The following is an 18,824-nucleotide window of genomic DNA, read 5'->3' as shown; positions in this document are numbered from 1 at the left end:
GGGGCGGAGAACGGGTGCGCCGAGCCCGCCGAACAGGGACGGTGGTCGATAGAATGACCGCACTGGGACACCGCGTGAACCCGCACGATCGGTGACCGACCGCCTTCGCCGATGGAGCCTCCGTGGTCACGATCGACCCCCGCCGTCTGCTCGTCCTGCGCGCCTTCGTGCTCTCCGACTCGGTCACCGCCACCGCGGCGGCCCTGCACCTCACCGCATCGGCCGTGTCGCAGCAGCTCTCGGCTCTCGAGCGCGAGGTCGGACAGGCGCTCGTGGTGCGCACCGGGCGCAAGCTCGCACTCACCCCGGCCGGACGGATCCTGGCCGAGCACGCCGAGGAGATCAACACCCGGTTGAAGATCGCCGAGGCCGAGCTCGCCGCCCATTCCGGCGGACTGCTGGGACAGTTGCGCATCGGCGCGTTCCCCACGGCGATCAGCTGGGTGGTGGCTCCGGCGATCGTCGAGCTGCGCCGCAACGCGCCGGGGATCGACGTCAAGGTGGTCGACGCCGAGGCGCACATGAGTCATCGCATGCTCATGCGCGGCGATATCGACGCCACCGTCAGCCTGGAGTACGAGTCCGACCCCGAGCGCGATTCGCCGGACGTGGTGAAGTTCCCGCTCTACATCGAGCGGTTCAAAGCGGCCGTGCCGCACAGCCATCCACTCGCGGGGTCCGACGGCGTGGAGTTGACGCAGCTCGTCGAGGACGGCTGGATCATGCCCTCTCCCGGTAACCCCTCGCGCACCATGGTGCTCCAGGCGTGCGCCGAGCTGGGGTTCCACCCGACGATCTCACACGTGTCAGACGACTACCGTGCGGCGGTCTCGCTCGTCGCCGCCGAGGCGGGCGTGTGCCTGGTGCCGGAGTCCGCCCTGTCGGCACGCGATGCGGAATGGGTGACGATCCTGCCGACGCAGGGGATCGCGCCGCTGCGCAAGGTCATCATGACCACACGGCGCGACAATCAGGGCCACCCGGTCGTGCGCGCGGGTCTCGACGCGATGCGGACCGTGCTCGCCGAGCCCGACTCGGAGATCCACGGTCCGCTCGCGCGTTCCGACACGTTCAGCGTGGAGTGACGGCCCCCACCGAGGGGGCGTTCTCGCGCAGGAAGGCGTCGACGTGCCGGTGGTACTCGACCGGCCGGTCGCGGCGCACGCAGTGGTGCGCGCCCTCGATCACGATGATGTCGAAGCCCGGCGCGACCGCGGTCAGGCGTTCGCGCGAGTGCTTGTCGACGATGACGTCTCCCGTGCCGGTGACCAGCAGCGCGGGCACGCCGGTCGGACCGACCGTGATCTGTCGTGCCGTCGGCGTCCAGATGCGGCGCTTCTCGTGCACCCGCTGCTCCATGTAGGCGATGTCGACCGCCTTCATGGCCTCGGCGAGTGGACGGAGCTCCTCCTCGGGCCAATGCGGCTTCTGCGCCCGCTGCATCTCGATGAGCTCGTCGACCGAGGCCGTGTCGGCGAAGTCGAAGGGATCCTTCTCCGTCTGCTCCACGCTGAGCCAGGGGTTCGGGCCTGCCTCGGGGACCCACCAGGGCGGGTCCTCCAGCACGACACCGGCCACCAGGTGCGGTGCATCCGCCGCGACGAACGCCGCGATGCGCGCCCCCATGGAGTGTCCGACGATCAGCGTGCGACGGCCGGTCTCCTCCAGGAGATCTTCCAGGATGTCGATCGCGTCCTGCACCATCACATCGGTCGACGGCACGCCCTCGTGCTCGGGGAGGCGTCCGGGGGAGCGGCCGTGCCCCCGCGCGTCGGGCGCGACGATGTGGAAGTCGTCCCCCCAGCGACGGATCGCGTCTCCATAGCAGGCGCCGGACTCGACGGCTCCGTGCAGGATCAGCACGACGGGCGCCTCTGCGGCATCCCGTCCGAACTCTCGGACGAACAGGTCAGTACCCACGTGTCCTCTTTCTGTCTCGTGCCGGGCCGGCTTCTGGCCGAACCACGGCGTCGTGGTCATTCGGTGAGTCATGGTCAAGATCGTCGCACGAGGGCGCACCCGCGCGCACGGGGGCGCCGTCATGAGTCGGGAGCTCGGCCTCCGGTGTCGCGTCGACGAGCGACTGCGTGTACGGATGCTGCGGCGAGCGGAAGATCTCGTCGGACGGACCCGTCTCCACGATCCGCCCGCGGTTCATCACGGCGACACGATCGCTGTAGAGGCGGATCACGGCGAGATCGTGGCTGACGTGCAGGAAGGAGATGCCCTGATCGCGCTGCAGGTCCGCGAGCAGATTGAGGATCTGCGCCCGTACCGAGACGTCGAGCGCCGAGGTGGGCTCATCCGCGATGATCAGGTCGGGTTTGAGCGCCAGGGCACGTGCGACGGCGACGCGCTGCAGCTGACCGCCGGACGCTTCGTGGGGGTAGCGCTCGAGGTAGTCCGCACCCAGCCCCACAGAAGCGAGCAGGTCGATCAGCTCCGCCGTCGACGTCGTCTCGCCGTGCGCGCGGAAGACGTTCTCGAGCGTCTGCCGCACGGTCTGCCGAGGGTTCAGGGAGGCGAGCGGATCCTGGAACACCATCGCGACGTTGCGCCGCAGCCCGCGGAGGCCTTTCGCGCTGAGGCGTGACACCTCGTACCCGTCGGTGACCACGGAGCCCGATGTCGGGCTGATCAGGCCGTTGGCCATCCGCGCCAGGGTCGACTTGCCCGAGCCGGATTCGCCCACCAGCCCCAGCGCCTCGCCGCGACCGACCTGCAGGGTGACGCCGTCGACCGCGAGCACGGTCTTCCTGTCGCGGCCGAACACGCCGCCCGTGCGGTAGCGCTTCGTGACGTCGGTCATCATGAGGATCGGATCGCTCATCGGGCGGCCTCCTGCAGTTCGGGGAGACGGTCGAGGTGGCAGGCAGCCCGGTGGACCGCTCCGGCGTCGTCCGACCCGCGCAGCGTCGGCAGGGGCAGCTCGGTCTCGCAGCGACCGCCGAGCTGTGCCGCGAACGCGCACCGCGGCGCGAAGGAGCATCCGGGCCCGGCGTCCCGGAGCGAGGTGGGCACTCCGGGGATCGCGCGCAGTCGTGCCCGCTCGCCCTCCGCGTCCAGCCGCGGCGTCGCCGCCCGCAGTCCGGCGGTGTACGGATGGGCGGGGTGCTCGAAGATGTCGCGCAGGCTCCCGTACTCGGCCTCACGGCCGGCGTACAGCACCAGCACATCGTCCGCCGCGCTCGCGACCACGCCGAAGTCGTGGCTGATCAGCAGCATCGCCATGCCGTACTCGTCCTGCAGGCTGCGCAGCAGCGCCAGGATCTGTGCCTGCACCGTGACGTCGAGCGCGGTGGTCGGCTCGTCGGCGATCAATAGCGCCGGACGATTGACGAGCGCCATCGCGATCACGGCACGCTGGCGCATGCCTCCGGAGAACTCGTGCGGGTAGCGGCGGGCGCTGTCGGCGGGATTCGGGATGCCGACGCGGTCCAGCATCTCCACGGCCCGCGCGAGGGCCGTGCGCCGCGAGACCGACGGGTCGTGCAGCCGCACCGCCTGCACGATCTGCGCGCCGATGCTGAGGTAGGGGCTCAGCGCCGAGAGCGAGTCCTGGAAGACCATCGCGACGTCCGCGCCGCGGATGCGTCGCAGCGTCTTCTCGTCGGCGGTGAGGATTTCGCGCCCGGCGACGCGGATGCTGCCGCGCGCGCTCGCCGCCGGAGGCAGCAGCCGCATGATCGAACGGCCGGTGATCGTCTTGCCCGAGCCGGATTCGCCCACCACGGCGAGGGTGCGTCCCTTCTCGACCGAGACCGCGAGGTCGCGCACGACGTCGACATCGGTGCCGGCGAGGGCGAAGGAGATGGACAGATCCTCGATCTGGAGCACGGGTTCAGGCACGGCGGATCCTCGGGTCGAGAAGCGGCATGAGCATGTCGGCCAGGAGATTGCCGATGATGATGAGAAAGGCCGAGAACAGCGTGACCCCGACGACCAGGCTGAGATCGGACTCGTTCACGCCCGCGAGCAGGAGATCGCCGAGGCCGTGCAGGCTGAACACCTTCTCGGCGATCACCGATCCGCCCAGGAGCGCGGCCACATCGAGGGCGAACATCGCCACGATCGGGATCATGACGCCGCGGACAGCGTGTGCGTTCACTCTTCGGGGCGAGGCGCCGCGCGCGGTCATCGCGACCAGATGGTCTGAGGACAGCTCACCCAGCAGCTGCGTGCGCGTCACCCTGATGTACCCGGCTGCGAGGATGATCGACAAGACCATCCACGGTCCGATCAGATGCCAGGCCCAGTCCAGCGGCGATTCCGACAGCGGCACGAACCCCGAGTAGGGGAGCACGTTCAGCATGAAGCCGAACACCTGCACGACCAGGAGGCCGACCAGGAACGTCGGGACGGCGAGACCGAACATCGCGAAGCCAGTGGAGAACTTGTCGATCACACCGCCCTTGCGGATGGCCGACACGGCGCCGAGGCCGATGCCCACCACGAGGCAGAGCACGGCGGCGCCGAAGGTCAGCGACAGAGTGACCGGGAGGCGCTCGACGATCAGCGTCGTGACATCGCTCTGGTTCGGGAACGAGTAGCCGAAGCACGGAGCGGCGCAGTGCACCTGCTGTGCGCCGGAGCCGTAGGTGCGGCCGACGAACAGACCCTTCACGAACTCGACGTACTGCCACAGCACGCCCTTGTCGGTCTGCATGTAGGCGCTGACCTTCGCGAGGGTGTCGGCGGGGCAGGGCTTGCCGCACATGGCGCGGGCGGGGTCGCGAGACGCGCCGAAGAACAGGGCGATCGTCACGAAGGCGATCGCGAGGAGCATGAACACCGCGGTGAACAGGCGGCGGGAGATGTAGCCGATCATGATGCGTCCTCCGTGCGCACATCGAGGACGTCGCGGAGCGCGTCGCCGGCGAGGGTGGCCCCGAACACGATGCAGAACACCACGGCGCCGGGGAAGACCATGTACCAGACGTCGGCGCCGCTGTAGATCCACGGGAGGGAGTCCGAGAGCAGCTTGCCGAGGTCGGGGACGTCGCCGCGCAGGCCGACGCCGAGGAACGAGAGACCGGCGACCATGCTGACGTTCGCGGGGAGTGACATCGCGAACAGCACGACGATCAGACCGAACAGGTGGGGGAGCATCTCGCGGCGGATGATCTGCCACGGGGGAGCGCCGGTGGAACGGGCAGCCTCCACGAACGCCCGGGCGTTCACGGCTCCGGCCTGCGCGCCGATGATCCGGGCGGGTACGGTCCAGCCGAAGAAGGCGAGCACGAACACGAGCACCAGCTCTCGGGGGAACTCGGGCGGGACGATCACCATCACGGCGATCACGAACATGAGACCGGGGAATCCGAACATGAAGTCGATCACGCGACCGGCGACGGCGTTGAGCCAGCCGCCGAAGTAGCCCATCGCGGTGCCGAGCGCGGCGGCGAAGATGATCGAGATGATGCTGGCGGCGAAGGCGATGAACAGCGAGGAGCGGATGCCGTAGACGATCTGCGCGAACAGGTCGATCCCGGTCACCGGTGCCACGCCGAGCCAGTGCTCCGCGCTCACTCCGCCGAACGCGCCGAGCGGACGGCCGCCGTTCGGGTCGAGCAGCTCGGTGTGGAACGAGTAGGGGTCCTGCCCCTCGAGGGCGACCAGTGCGGGGGCGAACAGGCCGGCCAGAAGCGGGATCGCGAGCATGACCAGGCCGATGACGGCCGAGCGCTTGCGGGTGAAGCGGCGGAGGACCGACGGGCGTCGGCCCTCCGCGCGCGTCTTCTCAATCGTCGACACAGGACTCACTCATCGATGCCGACGACCAGCTCGTTCGCGAACGGCGGGTAGGCGGGGATGAAGTAGTTCACGATGTTCGATCCGGCGAGAGCCTGGGTGCGCTGCACCAGGATCGGGACGATCGGAGCATCCTCCATGATCTGCTTGTCGATCGCGGCCCACATCTCGCCGGCCTTGTCGAGGTCGGGCTCCGAGATCGCGGCATCGATCGCGGCGTCGACGTCGGGGTTGGAGTAGTTCGAGGCGTTGCCGCCGCCGTTGCCGATCTCGCTGGATGCGAACAGCGGCTGGATCGTGCTCATGCCGCTCGGGAAGTCCGCGCCCCAGCCGCTCGTGGTGAGGTCGTAGCCGTCACCGCCGGACGAGATCAGTTCGTACCAGGTGTCGGAGTCCAGACCGTTGAGCTCGACCGTGATACCGGCCTTGGCGAGAGAGTTCTTGATGCTCAGCGCTTCCTTCTCCTCGATCGCGCTGGCATCGGCGGGGTAGGTCAGGCTCAGCGTGAGGTCGGTGACACCGGCCTCGGCGAGGAGCTTCTTGGCCTTGTCGACGTCGCCCTTGTCGCCGCCGTCGTAGAGGTTGAACTCCTCGTAGCCGGGCATGCCGGGGGTCATGATCGTGGAGCTGATCTCGCCGCCGAACTTGGGGCCGCCGTAGACGCTCTGCAGCTCGGCCTTGTTGAGGGCGAAGTTGAGCGCCTGGCGGACACGCACGTCTGCCAGCTCAGGGCTCTTCATGTTCAGCGCGATGTAGCGGAAGTATCCGGACGGTCCGTTGGCGAGGCGGTCGCTGATCGACGGGTCCGACTCGATGCGCTGGAACTGCGACGGCGAGATGAGCGCGTTGCTGATCGCGTCCTTGTCGTCGCCCTTGTCGTCGATCAGGCGCTGCACGATCGTGTCGTTGTTCAGGCCCATGTCGACGATGATCTTGTCGGGACCGGCGAGACGAACGTCGTCGGTCTTCTGGTCCCAGTGCGGGTTGCGCTCCAGAACGGCCTGCGACCCCTTGGTGTACTCGGTGACCATGTACGGACCGCTCGCGACCGGGTGCTCGCCGTAGGTCTCCGGCTCCGTGTCGGCCGCGGCGGGCACCGGGGCGAACGCGGGCATGCTGACGATCCACGGCCAGTTGCCGAACGGGCGGTTGAGGTGGAAGACGATGGTCTGGTCGTCGACCACTTCGATGGAGTCCAGCTCCTCGCCGTCGTAGGGGCCTTCGTAGTCCTCCGCGCCGACGAGCAGGGTCTTGTGGTACCCCAGGCCGCCCTGGAACATCGGGGCGAACGAGCGCTCGACGCCGTACTTGACGTCCTCCGCCGTGATCGGGGTCCCGTCGGAGAACAGCAGGTCGTCCTTCAGCGTGAAGGTCCAGGTCTGGCCGCCGTCGTCGGTGGTGCCGGTGTCGGTGGCGAGATCGGGGGTGAGGATCGTCTCCTTGTCGGGGAACGTCTGCCACGACGTCAGGCCGCGGTGCACCCAGCGCAGTCGGCTCGTGGGGACCATCTGCGCGTTCGCGGTCTCCCAGGACTCGTTGGCGCGACGGGAGAGGTAGTGCAGCGTGCCACCGGTGGGGACGGACTCCATCGCCGTCGCCGTGCCTTCGGACGTGGATTCCGTGGGGCCGGCGTTCGCATTGCAACCGGACACCACGAGGGCGACGACGAGAGCGAGCCCTCCGAACAACACTTTCCGTGATCGATTCACCATTGATCGCGCTTCCTGTGAGGCGGGTCCCCCATCGGGTCGGGGGCGAGAGTGGTCTCTCAGGAATGCAGTCTGTCGGCGCGTCTGCGACGGCGTCCATCGAGCAGTTCTGCACGTGAAGTTTAAGAAGAACTTAACGATTGCAGGCGTTCGCCGAGATGACTCGAGGCGGGCACCGCCTGTGCGACGTGGCTCGCGTCCAAGAATACTCGAACGGCCGCGGATCCGCCAGGAGAACTGATCAGTGGCGGCCGAATCTGCGGTGTGCGGCCTGCTTCGATACGCCCAGCGCACTGGCGATCGCCTGCCAGGAATATCCGGCGTTGCGGGCGCGGCGCACCTGCACCTCCTCGGCGCGGGCGACGTCGAGTCGGACTCCTGCGAGCCGGCTCAGCTCGGCGATCGGCTCGCCCTCCGGGTCGAGGGCGGATGCGGTGCGCATGTTCATGGTGACCTCCGTGTGTCAACATACATTGACGCGCGTGCGACGTCAACCTGTGTTGACTCGGTGTGCCGCCTCTCTGCTCCGATCGCAGTGCTGCACTCCGATCCGTGCATCTGCGTGCGTGTCTGCGACCGGAATCGTGTCCCGGGGTGGCTGCGCCAGACTGGACGGATGCTGTCCGCACCGAAACTCCGTGCCGGCGATCGTGTCGCCGTGCTGTCGCCCTCCTTCGCCGCGCCCGCTGTCGCGCCCGAGATCCACGAGCAGGCGCTGCGGCGGCTCGCCGATCTCACCGGACTCGTGCCGGTGGAGTACCCGACCACGCGTCTGCTCGACGCGAGTCCCGAGGCGCGCGCGGCCGATGTCAACGCGGCCTTCGCCGATCCGGGCATCCGCGCGATCCTCGCCACGATCGGGGGCGACGATCAGATCCTCGTGGTGCCGCACCTCGATCCGGCGCTCGCACTCGCCGACCCGAAGCCCTTCCTCGGTTACAGCGACAACACCCACATGCTGAACTGGCTCTGGGGCCTCGGGATCACAGGGTTCTACGGCGGCTCGACCGCCGTGCACCTCGGGCCCGGGCCCGGCATCGACGGCATCCATCTGCAGTCTCTGCGGGCCGCGCTGCTCGACGGCGGCGCGCTCGAGATCATCGATCCGGGAGAATCCGAGGACGTCGGGCGGCGATGGACCGATCCGCGGGCGCTGACCGAGAACGGCGACCGCACGCCCACCGAGCCCTGGACCTGGGCGGGCCCGGCACGACGGGTCACCGGGCGCACGTGGGGTGGCTGCCTGGAAGTGGTCGACGGCCTCGCGCTGGCCGACCTTCTGCCGGCGGTGGCGCAGCTGGAGGGCGGCGTCCTGCTGCTGGAGACCAGCGAGGAGCGACCGTCGGCGAGCTGGGTGCGGCGCTGGCTGCGCGGGCTCGGGGAACGGGGTGTGCTCGGCGCGGTCGACGGGGTGATGATGGCCCGTCCGCCGGTCAGTGACTTCGAGTTCCTGCCCGCCGACGCCGAGGCGACGGCGCTGCGTGCTGCCCAGCGGGATGCGGTGATCGAGGTCGTCGCCCACTACAACCCGGAAGCCGTGGTCTGCGTCGGCGTCCCCTTCGGTCACACGCGCCCGCAGTGGATCCTGCCCTATGGCGGCGACGTGGTCCTCGACGGCGTCACACGCACCATCACCGCCGACTACTGAATCCCGTCAGGCGCACCCTCTAGGGTGGGCCGATGCCGGGAAAGAAATGGGTCCTGTTCGACATCGGCGGCGTGCTGGAGCTCGTCGACGACGACGCGTGGCAGGAGGAGTGGTGGCAGCGCTGGTGCGCGGTCAGCGGACTCGAGCGCGAGACCTTCGATGCGCGCGTCGAGGCCGCCGAGCTCCCCGCGATCGACCTCACGGTCGGCACGGAGGCCGCGTTCTGGAATGGGCTCGCTGCCGCGATCGGTCTCGACAAGGCGCAGCGCACGGCCATGCGCGCGGACTTCTGGGACGCGTACTGCGGCACGGGCAACACCGAGCTGATCGAATACGCCCGTGCCCTGCGCCCGCGGGCCGGCACCGCCATCCTCTCGAACTCCGCCGACGGTGCGCGCGAGGAGGAGGAGCGTCGTTTCGGCTTCTCCGCGATGTTCGACCCGATCTGCTACAGCCACGAGCAGGGCGTGAACAAACCCGATCCGCAGGCCTATCTGCGCGCGCTGCAGCGACTGGGTGCCGATCCCGCCGACGTGCTGTTCATCGATGACCATCAGAGCGCGGTCGACGGCGCACACGCCGTCGGCATCCGTGCGATCCTGCACCGCGACAATGCGACGACGATCGCGGCCATCGAGGAGTTCCTCAGGGGCTGATAGGGCCCCTCCGATCGCGAGAAGGCACCCTCATCCGAAGACGAGGGTGCCTTTTTGTGACCGGAAGCCGGAGGGTCTACTCCTCGGTGTCGCCGAGCAGCAGACCGGCCACGAGCTCCGCGTGCGGGGCGAGCAGGTTCTCGAGCTCGAGGACCACGAGGCGGTTGTTCCCGGCGCGCGTCGCGGGGGCAGGCACGAACAGGGTGCGCTGCGGGCCGTTGCGCCAGTACCGCCCCAGGAAGAAGCCGTTCACGAACGCATAGCCCTTGCTCCACGCCGTGGTATCGAGGAACAGGTCGCTCGGCGCGTCGAGAGGGATGTCTCCGATCCAGGCGCTCGGTCCCGATCCCGCCTCTGCCGCATCCGTCCGGGCGGCGAGGGTGCGGGCGATCTCCGCGACGTCGAGCGGTGTCGAGTGCCAGCCCGTGAGCAGGATGCCGTCCAGAGTCGGGGTGCCGAGCAGCCCCTTCTCCTCGCCGAGTCGATGGTCGTAGTTCACGCGGCCCTGATCCTCGACCAGGATGCTGAGGGTGCGGCCGGCCGGGATCCGCAGCGTGCGGTCGTGGCGCGTGCGCGAGAGCGTGCCGATCGGCTGTCCGTCGACCTGCACCCAGGCGAGGTCGCGCACCTCCTCGAGCGACAGCAGTCCTGGTCCCTCGGTCGGCGGCAGCGCGACGTCATACCGGGCGAGCGCGCTGAGGTGGGCGAGCGCATCGAACGTGCGGGGTGTCTCGGTCGCGGCATCCGCAGCGGGGGCATCCGTCCACGCACCCACCGGGGTCAGCGGAACGGTCAGCGTCGGCGACGGGCTCGCCGCGGTCGGCAGCTCTTCCGGCACCGGGGCGTACTTGGCGATCACGTCGCGGAAAGCGAAGAACTTCGCGGTGGGGTTGCCCGCCTCATCCAGAGGGGCGTCGTAGTCATAGGAGGTGACGATGGGGAGGTAGCGGCCCTTGTGGTTGGCCCCGTTCGTGAGACCGAAGTTCGTGCCTCCGTGGAACATGTAGATGTTCACCGAGGCGCCCGCCGACAGCATCGCGTCGAGGTCGGCCGCCGCGGCATCCACCTCGGTCGTGTGGTGCACGCCGCCCCACCAGTCGAACCAGCCGTCCCAGAACTCGGAGCACATGAGCGGACCGGTGGGCTGGTGGGCGCGCAGCGTCGCCAGGCGTTCCGTCGTGCGGGAGCCGAAGGAGCCGGTCTTGTGCAGTGCGGGCAGGCTGCCGTCCTCGAGCATCTGGTCGACCGGCTGGTCGACGGTGGTGAGCGGGACCGTGATCCCGGCGTCCTTCGTGAGAGTCACCAGCGCTTCGAGGTAGGCCTTGTCGGAGCCGTAGGCGCCGTACTCGTTCTCGATCTGGACGAGCACCACGGGGCCGCCGCGGTCGACCTGACGCGGAGCGACGATCTCGTACACGCGGCGCAGATAGGCGCTGATGTCGACCAGGAACTCCGGGTCGGAGGAGCGCAGCGAGCGCTCGCCGGCGGTGAGCCAGTTCGGGAGCCCGCCGTTGTGCCATTCGGCGCAGATGTAGGGGCCGGGACGCACGATCGCGTCCAGGCCTTCCGCGTGCACCAGATCGAGGAAGCGACCGAGGTCGTTCCACCCGGTCGCATCCCACTCGCCGCGGCGGGGCTCATGGGCGTTCCAGGCGACGTAGGTCTCGATCGTGTTCAGCCCCATCAGGCGTGCCTTGCGGATGCGATCCTGCCACTGGTCCGGGTGCACGCGGAAGTAGTGGAGGGCGCCGGAGATCACCTGGTGCGGCTGTCCGTCGCGGAGGAAGTCGGTGTCGCCGATGGAGAACGAGGTCACAGTCGAAGTGCTTTCCGTGAAGGGAGTGGTCGTGCCGGACGTTAAGGGCCGGGCGGGATCGCACCCGCCCGGCCCGCACGTGATTACTTGTTGACGGCGAAGCCCTGGGCGTTGCCGTACTCGACCAGCGCGTCCTGCCAGGCGGTGAGGCCTTCGTTCAGGTCGGTGCCGTTCTGGTACGACTGGCCCACGGTGTCACCGAAGATGCTGTTGCCGTAGACCTGGTAGGGCAGGTAGCTCCAGCCTTCGACCACGTCGCCGGCAGCGGCTGCGAGGACCTCGTTGATCTTCTGGCCACCGAAGTACTCGGGGGCGTCGGCGAGGAAGTCATCGCTCGCGAGCTCGGCGGTGGTGGACGGGAATCCGCCGCTCTCGAGGAACAGCGAGATGCTGTCCTCGGAGTTGTTCAGCCACCACAGGAATCCGGCGGAGAGCTCCGGGTTCTTGCTCTGCGTGGTCACGGCCTGGCCGCCGCCGCCGTTCTCGGCGCTCGCGGGAGAGCCGTCGTAGGTCGGCATCGGCGCGACGCGCCAGTCACCCGCGCCGTCGGGGGCACCGGAGATCAGGTTGCCGGGCATCCAGGCGCCGATCACGAGGGTCGCGATGCTGCCGTCGCCGAGGGCGCGGAACCACTCGTCGCTCCAGCTGCTGACCGGTGCGACCAGGTCCTCCTCGACGAGGCGGTTCCAGTTCTCGGTCCACTTCTTCGAGCCCTCGTCCTGCAGGTCGATCGTGACATCGGTGCCGGAGGTGCTGAACGGCTTGCCGCCGGCCTGCCAGATCATCGAGGTCGCGAATCCGGCGTCGCCGGTGTCGTTCGTGATGTAGGCGGAGGGGTTCGCGGCGTGGATGGCCTTGGCGGCCTCGTAGTACTCGTCCCACGTGGTCGGCACGTCGAGCCCTGCGGCGTCGAAGACGGCCTTGTTGTAGAACAGCGCCATGGGGCCCGAGTCCTGGGGGAGGCCGTAGATCGCGTCACCGTCGGTGACGGAGTTCCACGTCGAGGCCGTGTAGTCGTCCTCGAAGTCCGAGAAGCCGTACTGGGAGAGGTCGACGAACGCGTCGGTCAGCGCGAACTGCGGGAACGCGTAGTACTCGATCTGCACGACGTCGGGAGCGCCCGAGCCGGCCTTGATCGCGTTCTGCAGCTTGGTGTACTCGTCGTTGTTGGTACCGGCGTTGACGACGTTGACCTTGACGTTCGGGTATTCCTTCATGAACGCCTCGGCCTGTGCCTCGGCGGAGGGGGTCCACGACCAGTACGTGATTTCGCCGCCCTTCTCGAGTGCGGCCTCGACCGAGTCGAACGAACCGGTGCCGGCGCCCGTGCTGCCACCGTCGTCGGTGGTGCCGGTGCTGCATCCGGCCAGCGCGAGGGCCGCGACGGTTCCGGCTGCGAGCACCGTCAGGGTGCGGCGCGCAGCGGGGTGAGGAAGGTGCTTCATTGCTGTGTCCTTTCGGGGGTGCGGTCCAGCATCGGACCGACGGGGTGGAACGGGGGCGACTACTGCTTGACGCTTCCCGCGGTGAGACCTGACTGCCAGAACCGCTGGAGCAGCAGGAAGGCGATGACGATCGGGATGATCGTGAGCAGGGAGCCCATGATCACGAGGTTGTAGATCGGCTGCGAGCCGGCGCCGATGGCCTGCGAGCTCCACTGGTTCAGGCCGACGGTCAGCGGGTACCACGCCGGATCGGAGAGCATGATGAGCGGCAGGAAGTAGTTGTTCCAGGTGGCGACCACGGTGAAGAGTGCGACCGTCACGATGCCCGGGGCCAGCAGGCGCATCGAGATCGTGAAGAACGTGCGGAACTCTCCCGCGCCGTCGATGCGCGCGGCCTCCAGCAGCTCGGTGGGCACCGACTCGGTGGCGAACACCCAGATCAGGTACAGACCGAACGGGCTGATCAGCGACGGGATGATGACCGCCCAGGGAGTGTTCGTGAGCCCGAGCTCGCTGAACAGCAGGAAGGTGGGGACCGCCAGTGCGGTTCCGGGGACGGCGACGGCGCCCAGCACGATCGCGAACACCGCAGGGCGACCGGGGAAGCGGTACTTCGCCAATCCGTAGCCGGCCATGGTCGCCAGCAGCGTCGCACCGCCGGCGCCGACCACCACGTACAGCAGGGTGTTGCCGAGCCAGCGCAGGAAGATGCCGTCCCGGTAGGCGAAGGTCGCGGCGAGATTGTCGAAGAATGCGAAGTCGTCGGCGAACCACAGACCGAACGAGCTGAACAGCCCGGATTGCGTCTTGGTCGAGCTGAACAGCAGCCAGACCAGCGGCACCAGCGTGTAGAGCGCGTAGACGACCATGACGATCAGCAGCGTCTTGGACGACCGCGGGTTCATCGGGTCGTTGCGGCGGCGTGAGGGGCGGGCAAGGGGGAGTGCCATCTCAGCGCACCTCCGACTTCGAGCCGCGCAGTTGCACGACGTAGGCGATCACGGCCGTGATGACGCCCATGATGATGGCGATCGTCGCGGCGTAGTTGAACTGCTGTCCCGCGAACGAGAGGTTGTAGGCGTACATGTTGGGGGTGAAGTACGTCGTGATCACGTTCGGCGCGAGCGGACGCAGGATGTTGGGCTCGTTGAAGAGCTGGAAGCTGCCGATGATCGAGAAGATCGTGGCGATCACGAGAGCGCCGCGCACCGAGGGGATCTTGATCGAGAAGATCGTGCGCCATGCGCCGGCGCCGTCGAGGGATGCGGCTTCGTACATGTCGGTGGGGATCGTCTTGAGCGAGGAGTAGAAGATCAGCATGTTGTAGCCGACGAACTGCCAGGTGACGATGTTGCCGATCGAGACCAGGATCCATTCCCTCGCGAACGGCGTGATGAGGTCACTGCCGAGGAAGTCGTTGATGTTCGACGTGAGCCCGAACTGGTCGCCGTAGATGTAGCCCCACATCAGCACGGCCACGACGGCCGGCACCGCGTACGGCAGGAAGATCAGGATGCGGAAGAACGAGGCGCCGCGCAGTCGGGCGCTGTCGAGGGCGAGTGCCGCGCCGAGCGCGAGGGCGAGCATGATCGGGACCTGGACGACCAGGAAGAGGATCACGCGGCCGAACGCCTCCCAGAACTGCGAGTCGCCGAGGGCGCGGACGTAGTTGTCGAAGCCGACGAACGAGGTGCCGCCGATGAGCTTCTCCTGGAAGAAGCTGAGGTACAGCGCGTAGGCGAGCGGCGTCAGGAACACCAGGGCGAACACGACCATGAACGGGCCGACGAAGGCCCATCCTCTCCAGTCGCGCTTCTCGCGGCGGCGGATGCCGGCGGTGCCGGGGGCCGCAATGATTTCAGTCGTCATCGACGAGACCTTCTCCAAGTCCAGGCGCTCACTGCGCCGTGTGTCTACGTCAACATATGTGATCCACTGCTAGTGTGTCAACGTCAACACATGAATGGATGATGACCCGTGACCTTGGAACCTTCGACAGAGCAGTCGCAGCGCCGCAGAGAGCCTTCGATGGAGGACGTCGCCCGCGAGGCCGGGGTGTCCGGCCAGACCGTGTCCCGCGTCGTGAATGCGCGCGGCTACGTCGGTGCCGCGACCAGGGAGCGGGTCGAGGAGGCCATGCATCGCCTCGGCTACCGCCCGAACAGCGCGGCCAGGGCGCTGCGATCCGGCCGGTTCCGCACGTTCGGCGTCGTGATGTTCTCGTTCAGCTCCTACGGCAACCAGCGCACGCTCGACGCGATCGCCGTGCGCGCGGCGCAACTCGGATACGCCCTCACCCTCATCCCCGTGGAATCCAGTGCCAAGGACACCGTCGTGGGTGCTTTCCGCCGGCTCGAGGAGCATGCCGTCGACGGCATCATCATCGTGATCGAGGCGCATCAGCTCGACGAGGCCGACATCGAGATCCCCAGCGGGCTCCCCGTCGTGTTCGTGGACTCGAACCGCACGGCGGAGCATCCCTTCGTCGACACGGATCAGGCGCAGGGCGCACGGTTGGCGACCGAGCATCTGCTCGACCTCGGTCACGAGACCGTGTGGCACGTGACCGGGCCGGCGCAGTCGTACTCCGCCGAGCGGCGCCGGGAGGCCTGGCAGTCGACACTGGAGGCGGCAGGACGACGTGTGCCCGAACCCCTGCAGGGGGACTGGAGTGCCGCCTCCGGGTACGAGGCCGGCGTGACGCTGCGTGAGATCGACGGAGTGACCGCGGTCTTCGCCGCCAACGACCAGATGGCGATCGGCGTGCTGCGCGCGTTCCGCGAGGTCGGGCGCGCGGTTCCGGACGACGTCAGCATCGTCGGCTTCGACGGGCTGCCCGATGCGGCGCAGCTCTGGCCGCCGCTCACGACGGTGCAGCAGCACCCCGAGCGTGTCGGCGCCTTCGCCGTGGATGCGCTCGTCGCCGAGCTCGACCAGGGGGAGCGGCTGCAGACCCCGCTCGTGGGCACCGAGCTCATCGTGCGGGAGAGCACAGCGCCGCCGCGGCAGCGCTGAGTCGGATCGCTCGGCTCTGCGCTGAGTCGGCGCGCTCCGGAGGAGAACTCCCCGTACGGAGGAGGACCGGAGCGGAATTCTCCTCCCGAGGCACGGAACTCCGCCCGGATCAGGCGCCGGTGGCGCCGAGTCGTGCCGACAGCTCCCGGGCAGCGCGTGAGACGAACACGCCCAGAGCATCCAGCCGGTGTCCGATGCGCGCCTTGGGGGCGCTGACGTTCACGGCGGCGACGATGCGCCCCGTGAAGTCCGTGATCGGCGCCGACGCGGCGACGACGCCGAACTCGAGTTCCTCGTCGGAGAGCGCGTATCCCTGTTCGCGGATACGCGCGAGCTCGGTCAGGAGGCTGGCGAGGTCGGTCACGGGGGCGTTGCCGGGAGGCGGGGCGTCGAGGACGGGGAACACCGAGGGGTCCGCCTGGTCGAATCGCCCGACCAGTGGCTGATCCTGGCCGTGGTCCTCGTACCAGCGCGCGAGCGACTCCTCGTCCCAGTCGCTCAGCAGTGCGCGACCGGAGGGGGTGCGCCAGGCGGCCGTGGTGGTTCCCGCCCAGCCCGTCGTCCGCACGTCGTGCGGGCTGAGCTCGCTCAACAGGGTGAGCACGTTGCCGCCGCGCAGCACGCACAGGTGGCTGGTCTCCCTCGTCGACTGCACCAGTCGGCGCAGGATGCTGCGTGAGGCGTGCACGAGGGTCGTGCTGGCCGTGTGCGCCGCGAGTGCGTACAGCCGCGGTCCCAGCAGGTAGCGGAGGGTGTCGTCGTCGCGCTCGACCAGGCCGCTCTCGGCGAGCGTCGCCAGGGTGCGTGAGACCACCGCCTTGTCGCGGCCGGTGGACTGTGCGACCTGGGAGACGCCGAGCCCTCCCGATCTCAGCGCCTCATCGGTGCCGAGCAGCTCGAGGATCTCGATGTCGCGCCCCAGGCCGGAGGAGTTCCGGCGGGGAGCGGAGGGCGTCGTGGCGGTGTTCACGGGGCGAGTCTAACCTGATCCGTTGCCATAGTCACAACACTCTTTGACGAAATGGTTACACCGGCTACGGTGAATGACATCCCGGTACCGGCCTCAACGACGAGACAGGAGCCCTCTTGACCGGATTCAACTGGGAAGACCTCATGGCCTTCCTCACACGTCGCGCAGACGACATCCTCGAGCTGACCCGCGATCATCTCGTCGTCGTGCTCATCTCCATCGCGCTGGCCTCGGCCATCGGGATCGGGCTGGGCATCCTCGTCCGCAATCGACGCATCGCCCGCACGACGGTGTTGACCGCAGCCGCCGTCGCGATCACGATCCCGTCGCTCGCGCTCCTCGCCCTGCTCAGCCCGATCCTCGGTCTCGGCTGGCTGCCCACCGTGGTCGCGCTCGTCTTCTACTCCCTGCTCCCTGTCGTACGCAACACGGTCGTCGGTCTCCGCGAGGTGCCGGTCTCGGTCCTGGAATCCGCACGCGGGATGGGCCTCGGCCCCGCGCGGGTGCTCTTCACCGTGCAGCTGCCGATCGCCTGGCCGGTGATCATGACCGGCATCCGCGTCGCCGCCCAGCTCACGGTCGGCATCGCGGCGATCGCCGCCTACGTCGCGGGCCCAGGACTCGGCGAGTACATCTTCAAGGGGCTGTCTTCCCTGGGCTCCAAGAACGCCCTCAACTACGCGCTCACCGGCACCGTCGCCGTGATCATCCTCGCGCTCGTCCTCGACGGCATCCTCGTGCTCATCGCCCGTCTCACCACCTCAAGGGGTCTCCGTGCCTGACATCACCACGAACACCGGCGTTCTCACCTCCCTCGCCTCGCAGCAGGGCGGCGTCGACATCGTCCTCGACCGCATCACAAAGCAGTACCCGGGGCAGTCGACTCCCGCCGTCGAGGACTTCTCGATGCGCATCGAGCCCGGCGAGCTGGTCATGTTCGTCGGCCCCAGCGGCTGCGGCAAGACCACCACCATGAAGATGATCAACCGCATCATCGAGCCGTCCTCCGGGTCCATCCGCATCAACGGCGACGACGTCCTGTCACTCGACGGCAACGAGCTGCGCCGGCACATCGGCTATGTGATCCAGCAGATCGGGTTGTTCCCGCACTTCACGATCGCGGAGAACATCGCCGTCGTCCCGAAGCTGCTCGGCTGGTCGAAGGCACGCACGGCGGCACGCGTCGAGGAGCTGCTGAACACGGTGCAGCTCGACCCGGGCATCTTCGCCGACCGCTACCCCCGCCAGCTCTCCGGCGGTCAGCAGCAGCGCGTGGGCGTCGCCAGAGCGCTCGCGGCGGATCCGCCCGTGATGCTGATGGACGAGCCTTTCGGTGCGACCGACCCGATCACGCGCGAGAAGCTGCAGGCGGAGTTCCTCCGGCTGCAGGCCGACATCGGCAAGACGATCATCTTCGTCACGCACGACTTCGAAGAGGCGATCCGGATGGGCGATCGGATCGCGGTGCTGAGCGAGCGCAGCCGGATCGAGCAGTTCGACACCCCGGCACGCATCCTCGCGAACCCGGCCAACGAATACGTACGCTCGTTCATCGGCGAAGGGGCGGCGCTCAAGCGACTCGCGCTCATCCCGGTGAGCGGGGCGACGGTCGGCTCACCGGACTCCGCTGCTCCCGCGGCCACGATCGACGAGGAGACCTCGCTGCGCGAGGCTCTCGACCTCCTGGTGCTCACCGGTGCCCCGCGCATCAACGTGACGCGTGGGGGCGCCATCGTCGGATCGATCGATCAGGCGGCGATCTCCGCCGCGCTCGGGGCCACCGCACCCGCACGCCGCGCGGAGGGCGAGTGACC

Annotated in this window: 18 protein-coding genes; 6 read left to right on the top strand and 12 right to left on the bottom strand. The window is 68.4% G+C overall.

What is annotated here, in order from left to right:
• Window positions 1-122 precede the first annotated feature (122 nt).
• The gene (locus FB560_RS12585) at window positions 123-1,085 is read left to right on the top strand and encodes a LysR family transcriptional regulator (RefSeq protein WP_141872681.1); all 963 of its coding nucleotides are present in this window, start codon (window positions 123-125) and stop codon (window positions 1,083-1,085) included.
• On the opposite strand, the gene FB560_RS12580 is transcribed toward FB560_RS12585, so the two are convergent.
• From FB560_RS12580 to FB560_RS12550, 7 genes are all read right to left on the bottom strand, one after another.
• Entirely contained in the window at window positions 1,072-1,920 is an 849-nt protein-coding gene (locus FB560_RS12580; RefSeq protein ID WP_170198117.1) for an alpha/beta fold hydrolase, read from the bottom strand. The genes FB560_RS12585 and FB560_RS12580 overlap by 14 nt on opposite strands.
• A complete protein-coding gene (locus tag FB560_RS12575) occupies window positions 1,910-2,830 on the bottom strand; it encodes an ATP-binding cassette domain-containing protein (protein ID WP_141872679.1) in 921 nt (306 codons plus the stop codon). Before FB560_RS12575 ends, FB560_RS12580 begins: the two co-directional genes overlap by 11 nt.
• The gene (locus FB560_RS12570; protein ID WP_141872678.1) at window positions 2,827-3,849 is read right to left on the bottom strand and encodes an ABC transporter ATP-binding protein; all 1,023 of its coding nucleotides are present in this window, start codon (window positions 3,847-3,849) and stop codon (window positions 2,827-2,829) included. Before FB560_RS12570 ends, FB560_RS12575 begins: the two co-directional genes overlap by 4 nt.
• Complete coding sequence (locus FB560_RS12565) at window positions 3,842-4,828, bottom strand: ABC transporter permease (protein ID WP_141872677.1); 987 nt, start codon at window positions 4,826-4,828, stop codon at window positions 3,842-3,844. Before FB560_RS12565 ends, FB560_RS12570 begins: the two co-directional genes overlap by 8 nt.
• The gene (locus FB560_RS12560; RefSeq protein WP_170198116.1) at window positions 4,825-5,754 is read right to left on the bottom strand and encodes an ABC transporter permease; all 930 of its coding nucleotides are present in this window, start codon (window positions 5,752-5,754) and stop codon (window positions 4,825-4,827) included. Before FB560_RS12560 ends, FB560_RS12565 begins: the two co-directional genes overlap by 4 nt.
• 5 nt (window positions 5,755-5,759) lie before the next feature.
• Window positions 5,760-7,463: an ABC transporter substrate-binding protein gene (locus FB560_RS12555; RefSeq protein WP_141872675.1), complete on the bottom strand. Its 1,704-nt coding sequence runs from the start codon at window positions 7,461-7,463 to the stop codon at window positions 5,760-5,762.
• A gap of 238 nt (window positions 7,464-7,701) precedes the next feature.
• Complete coding sequence (locus FB560_RS12550) at window positions 7,702-7,908, bottom strand: AsnC family protein (RefSeq protein ID WP_141872674.1); 207 nt, start codon at window positions 7,906-7,908, stop codon at window positions 7,702-7,704.
• 168 nt (window positions 7,909-8,076) lie between these two features.
• Between FB560_RS12550 and FB560_RS12545 the strand changes: the two genes are divergently transcribed.
• Together FB560_RS12545 and FB560_RS12540 are read left to right on the top strand one after the other, a co-directional pair.
• Window positions 8,077-9,108, top strand: coding sequence for a S66 family peptidase (locus FB560_RS12545; RefSeq protein ID WP_188895105.1), 1,032 nt, complete (start codon window positions 8,077-8,079; stop codon window positions 9,106-9,108).
• Window positions 9,109-9,140: 32 nt separating this feature from the next.
• Window positions 9,141-9,764 (top strand): HAD family hydrolase, encoded by a 624-nt coding sequence (locus tag FB560_RS12540; protein ID WP_141872673.1) that lies wholly within the window; start codon window positions 9,141-9,143, stop codon window positions 9,762-9,764.
• 76 nt (window positions 9,765-9,840) lie between these two features.
• Here FB560_RS12540 and FB560_RS12535 read toward each other — a convergent pair whose 3' ends face one another.
• The 4 genes from FB560_RS12535 to FB560_RS12520 all read right to left on the bottom strand — a co-directional run bounded on the left by FB560_RS12535 (window position 9,841) and on the right by FB560_RS12520 (window position 14,894).
• Complete coding sequence (locus FB560_RS12535; protein WP_141872672.1) at window positions 9,841-11,580, bottom strand: glycoside hydrolase family 35 protein; 1,740 nt, start codon at window positions 11,578-11,580, stop codon at window positions 9,841-9,843.
• Between the two features lie 83 nt (window positions 11,581-11,663).
• On the bottom strand, window positions 11,664-13,025 hold the full coding sequence (locus FB560_RS12530; protein WP_141872671.1) for an ABC transporter substrate-binding protein: 1,362 nt from the start codon (window positions 13,023-13,025) through the stop codon (window positions 11,664-11,666).
• Window positions 13,026-13,084: 59 nt separating this feature from the next.
• Window positions 13,085-13,930, bottom strand: a complete 846-nt coding sequence (locus tag FB560_RS12525) for a carbohydrate ABC transporter permease (protein ID WP_141873240.1) — start codon at window positions 13,928-13,930, stop codon at window positions 13,085-13,087.
• Window positions 13,931-13,976: 46 nt separating this feature from the next.
• On the bottom strand, window positions 13,977-14,894 hold the full coding sequence (locus FB560_RS12520) for a carbohydrate ABC transporter permease (protein WP_141872670.1): 918 nt from the start codon (window positions 14,892-14,894) through the stop codon (window positions 13,977-13,979).
• 159 nt (window positions 14,895-15,053) lie between these two features.
• Here FB560_RS12520 and FB560_RS12515 point away from each other — a divergent pair, with 159 nt between their 5' ends.
• Complete coding sequence (locus FB560_RS12515; RefSeq protein ID WP_141873239.1) at window positions 15,054-16,040, top strand: LacI family DNA-binding transcriptional regulator; 987 nt, start codon at window positions 15,054-15,056, stop codon at window positions 16,038-16,040.
• Window positions 16,041-16,149: 109 nt separating this feature from the next.
• Here FB560_RS12515 and FB560_RS12510 read toward each other — a convergent pair whose 3' ends face one another.
• Window positions 16,150-17,010: an IclR family transcriptional regulator gene (locus FB560_RS12510; RefSeq protein WP_141872669.1), complete on the bottom strand. Its 861-nt coding sequence runs from the start codon at window positions 17,008-17,010 to the stop codon at window positions 16,150-16,152.
• Between the two features lie 116 nt (window positions 17,011-17,126).
• Between FB560_RS12510 and FB560_RS12505 the strand changes: the two genes are divergently transcribed.
• A complete protein-coding gene (locus FB560_RS12505; RefSeq protein WP_141872668.1) occupies window positions 17,127-17,792 on the top strand; it encodes an ABC transporter permease in 666 nt (221 codons plus the stop codon).
• Entirely contained in the window at window positions 17,785-18,822 is a 1,038-nt protein-coding gene (locus FB560_RS12500; RefSeq protein ID WP_188895108.1) for an ABC transporter ATP-binding protein, read from the top strand. Before FB560_RS12505 ends, FB560_RS12500 begins: the two co-directional genes overlap by 8 nt.
• Window positions 18,823-18,824 lie beyond the last annotated feature (2 nt).

The sequence above is a fragment of the Microbacterium saperdae genome (genome assembly GCF_006716345.1).
Lineage (GTDB): Bacteria > Actinomycetota > Actinomycetes > Actinomycetales > Microbacteriaceae > Microbacterium > Microbacterium saperdae.
This window is presented reverse-complemented; position numbering and strand designations above follow the sequence as displayed.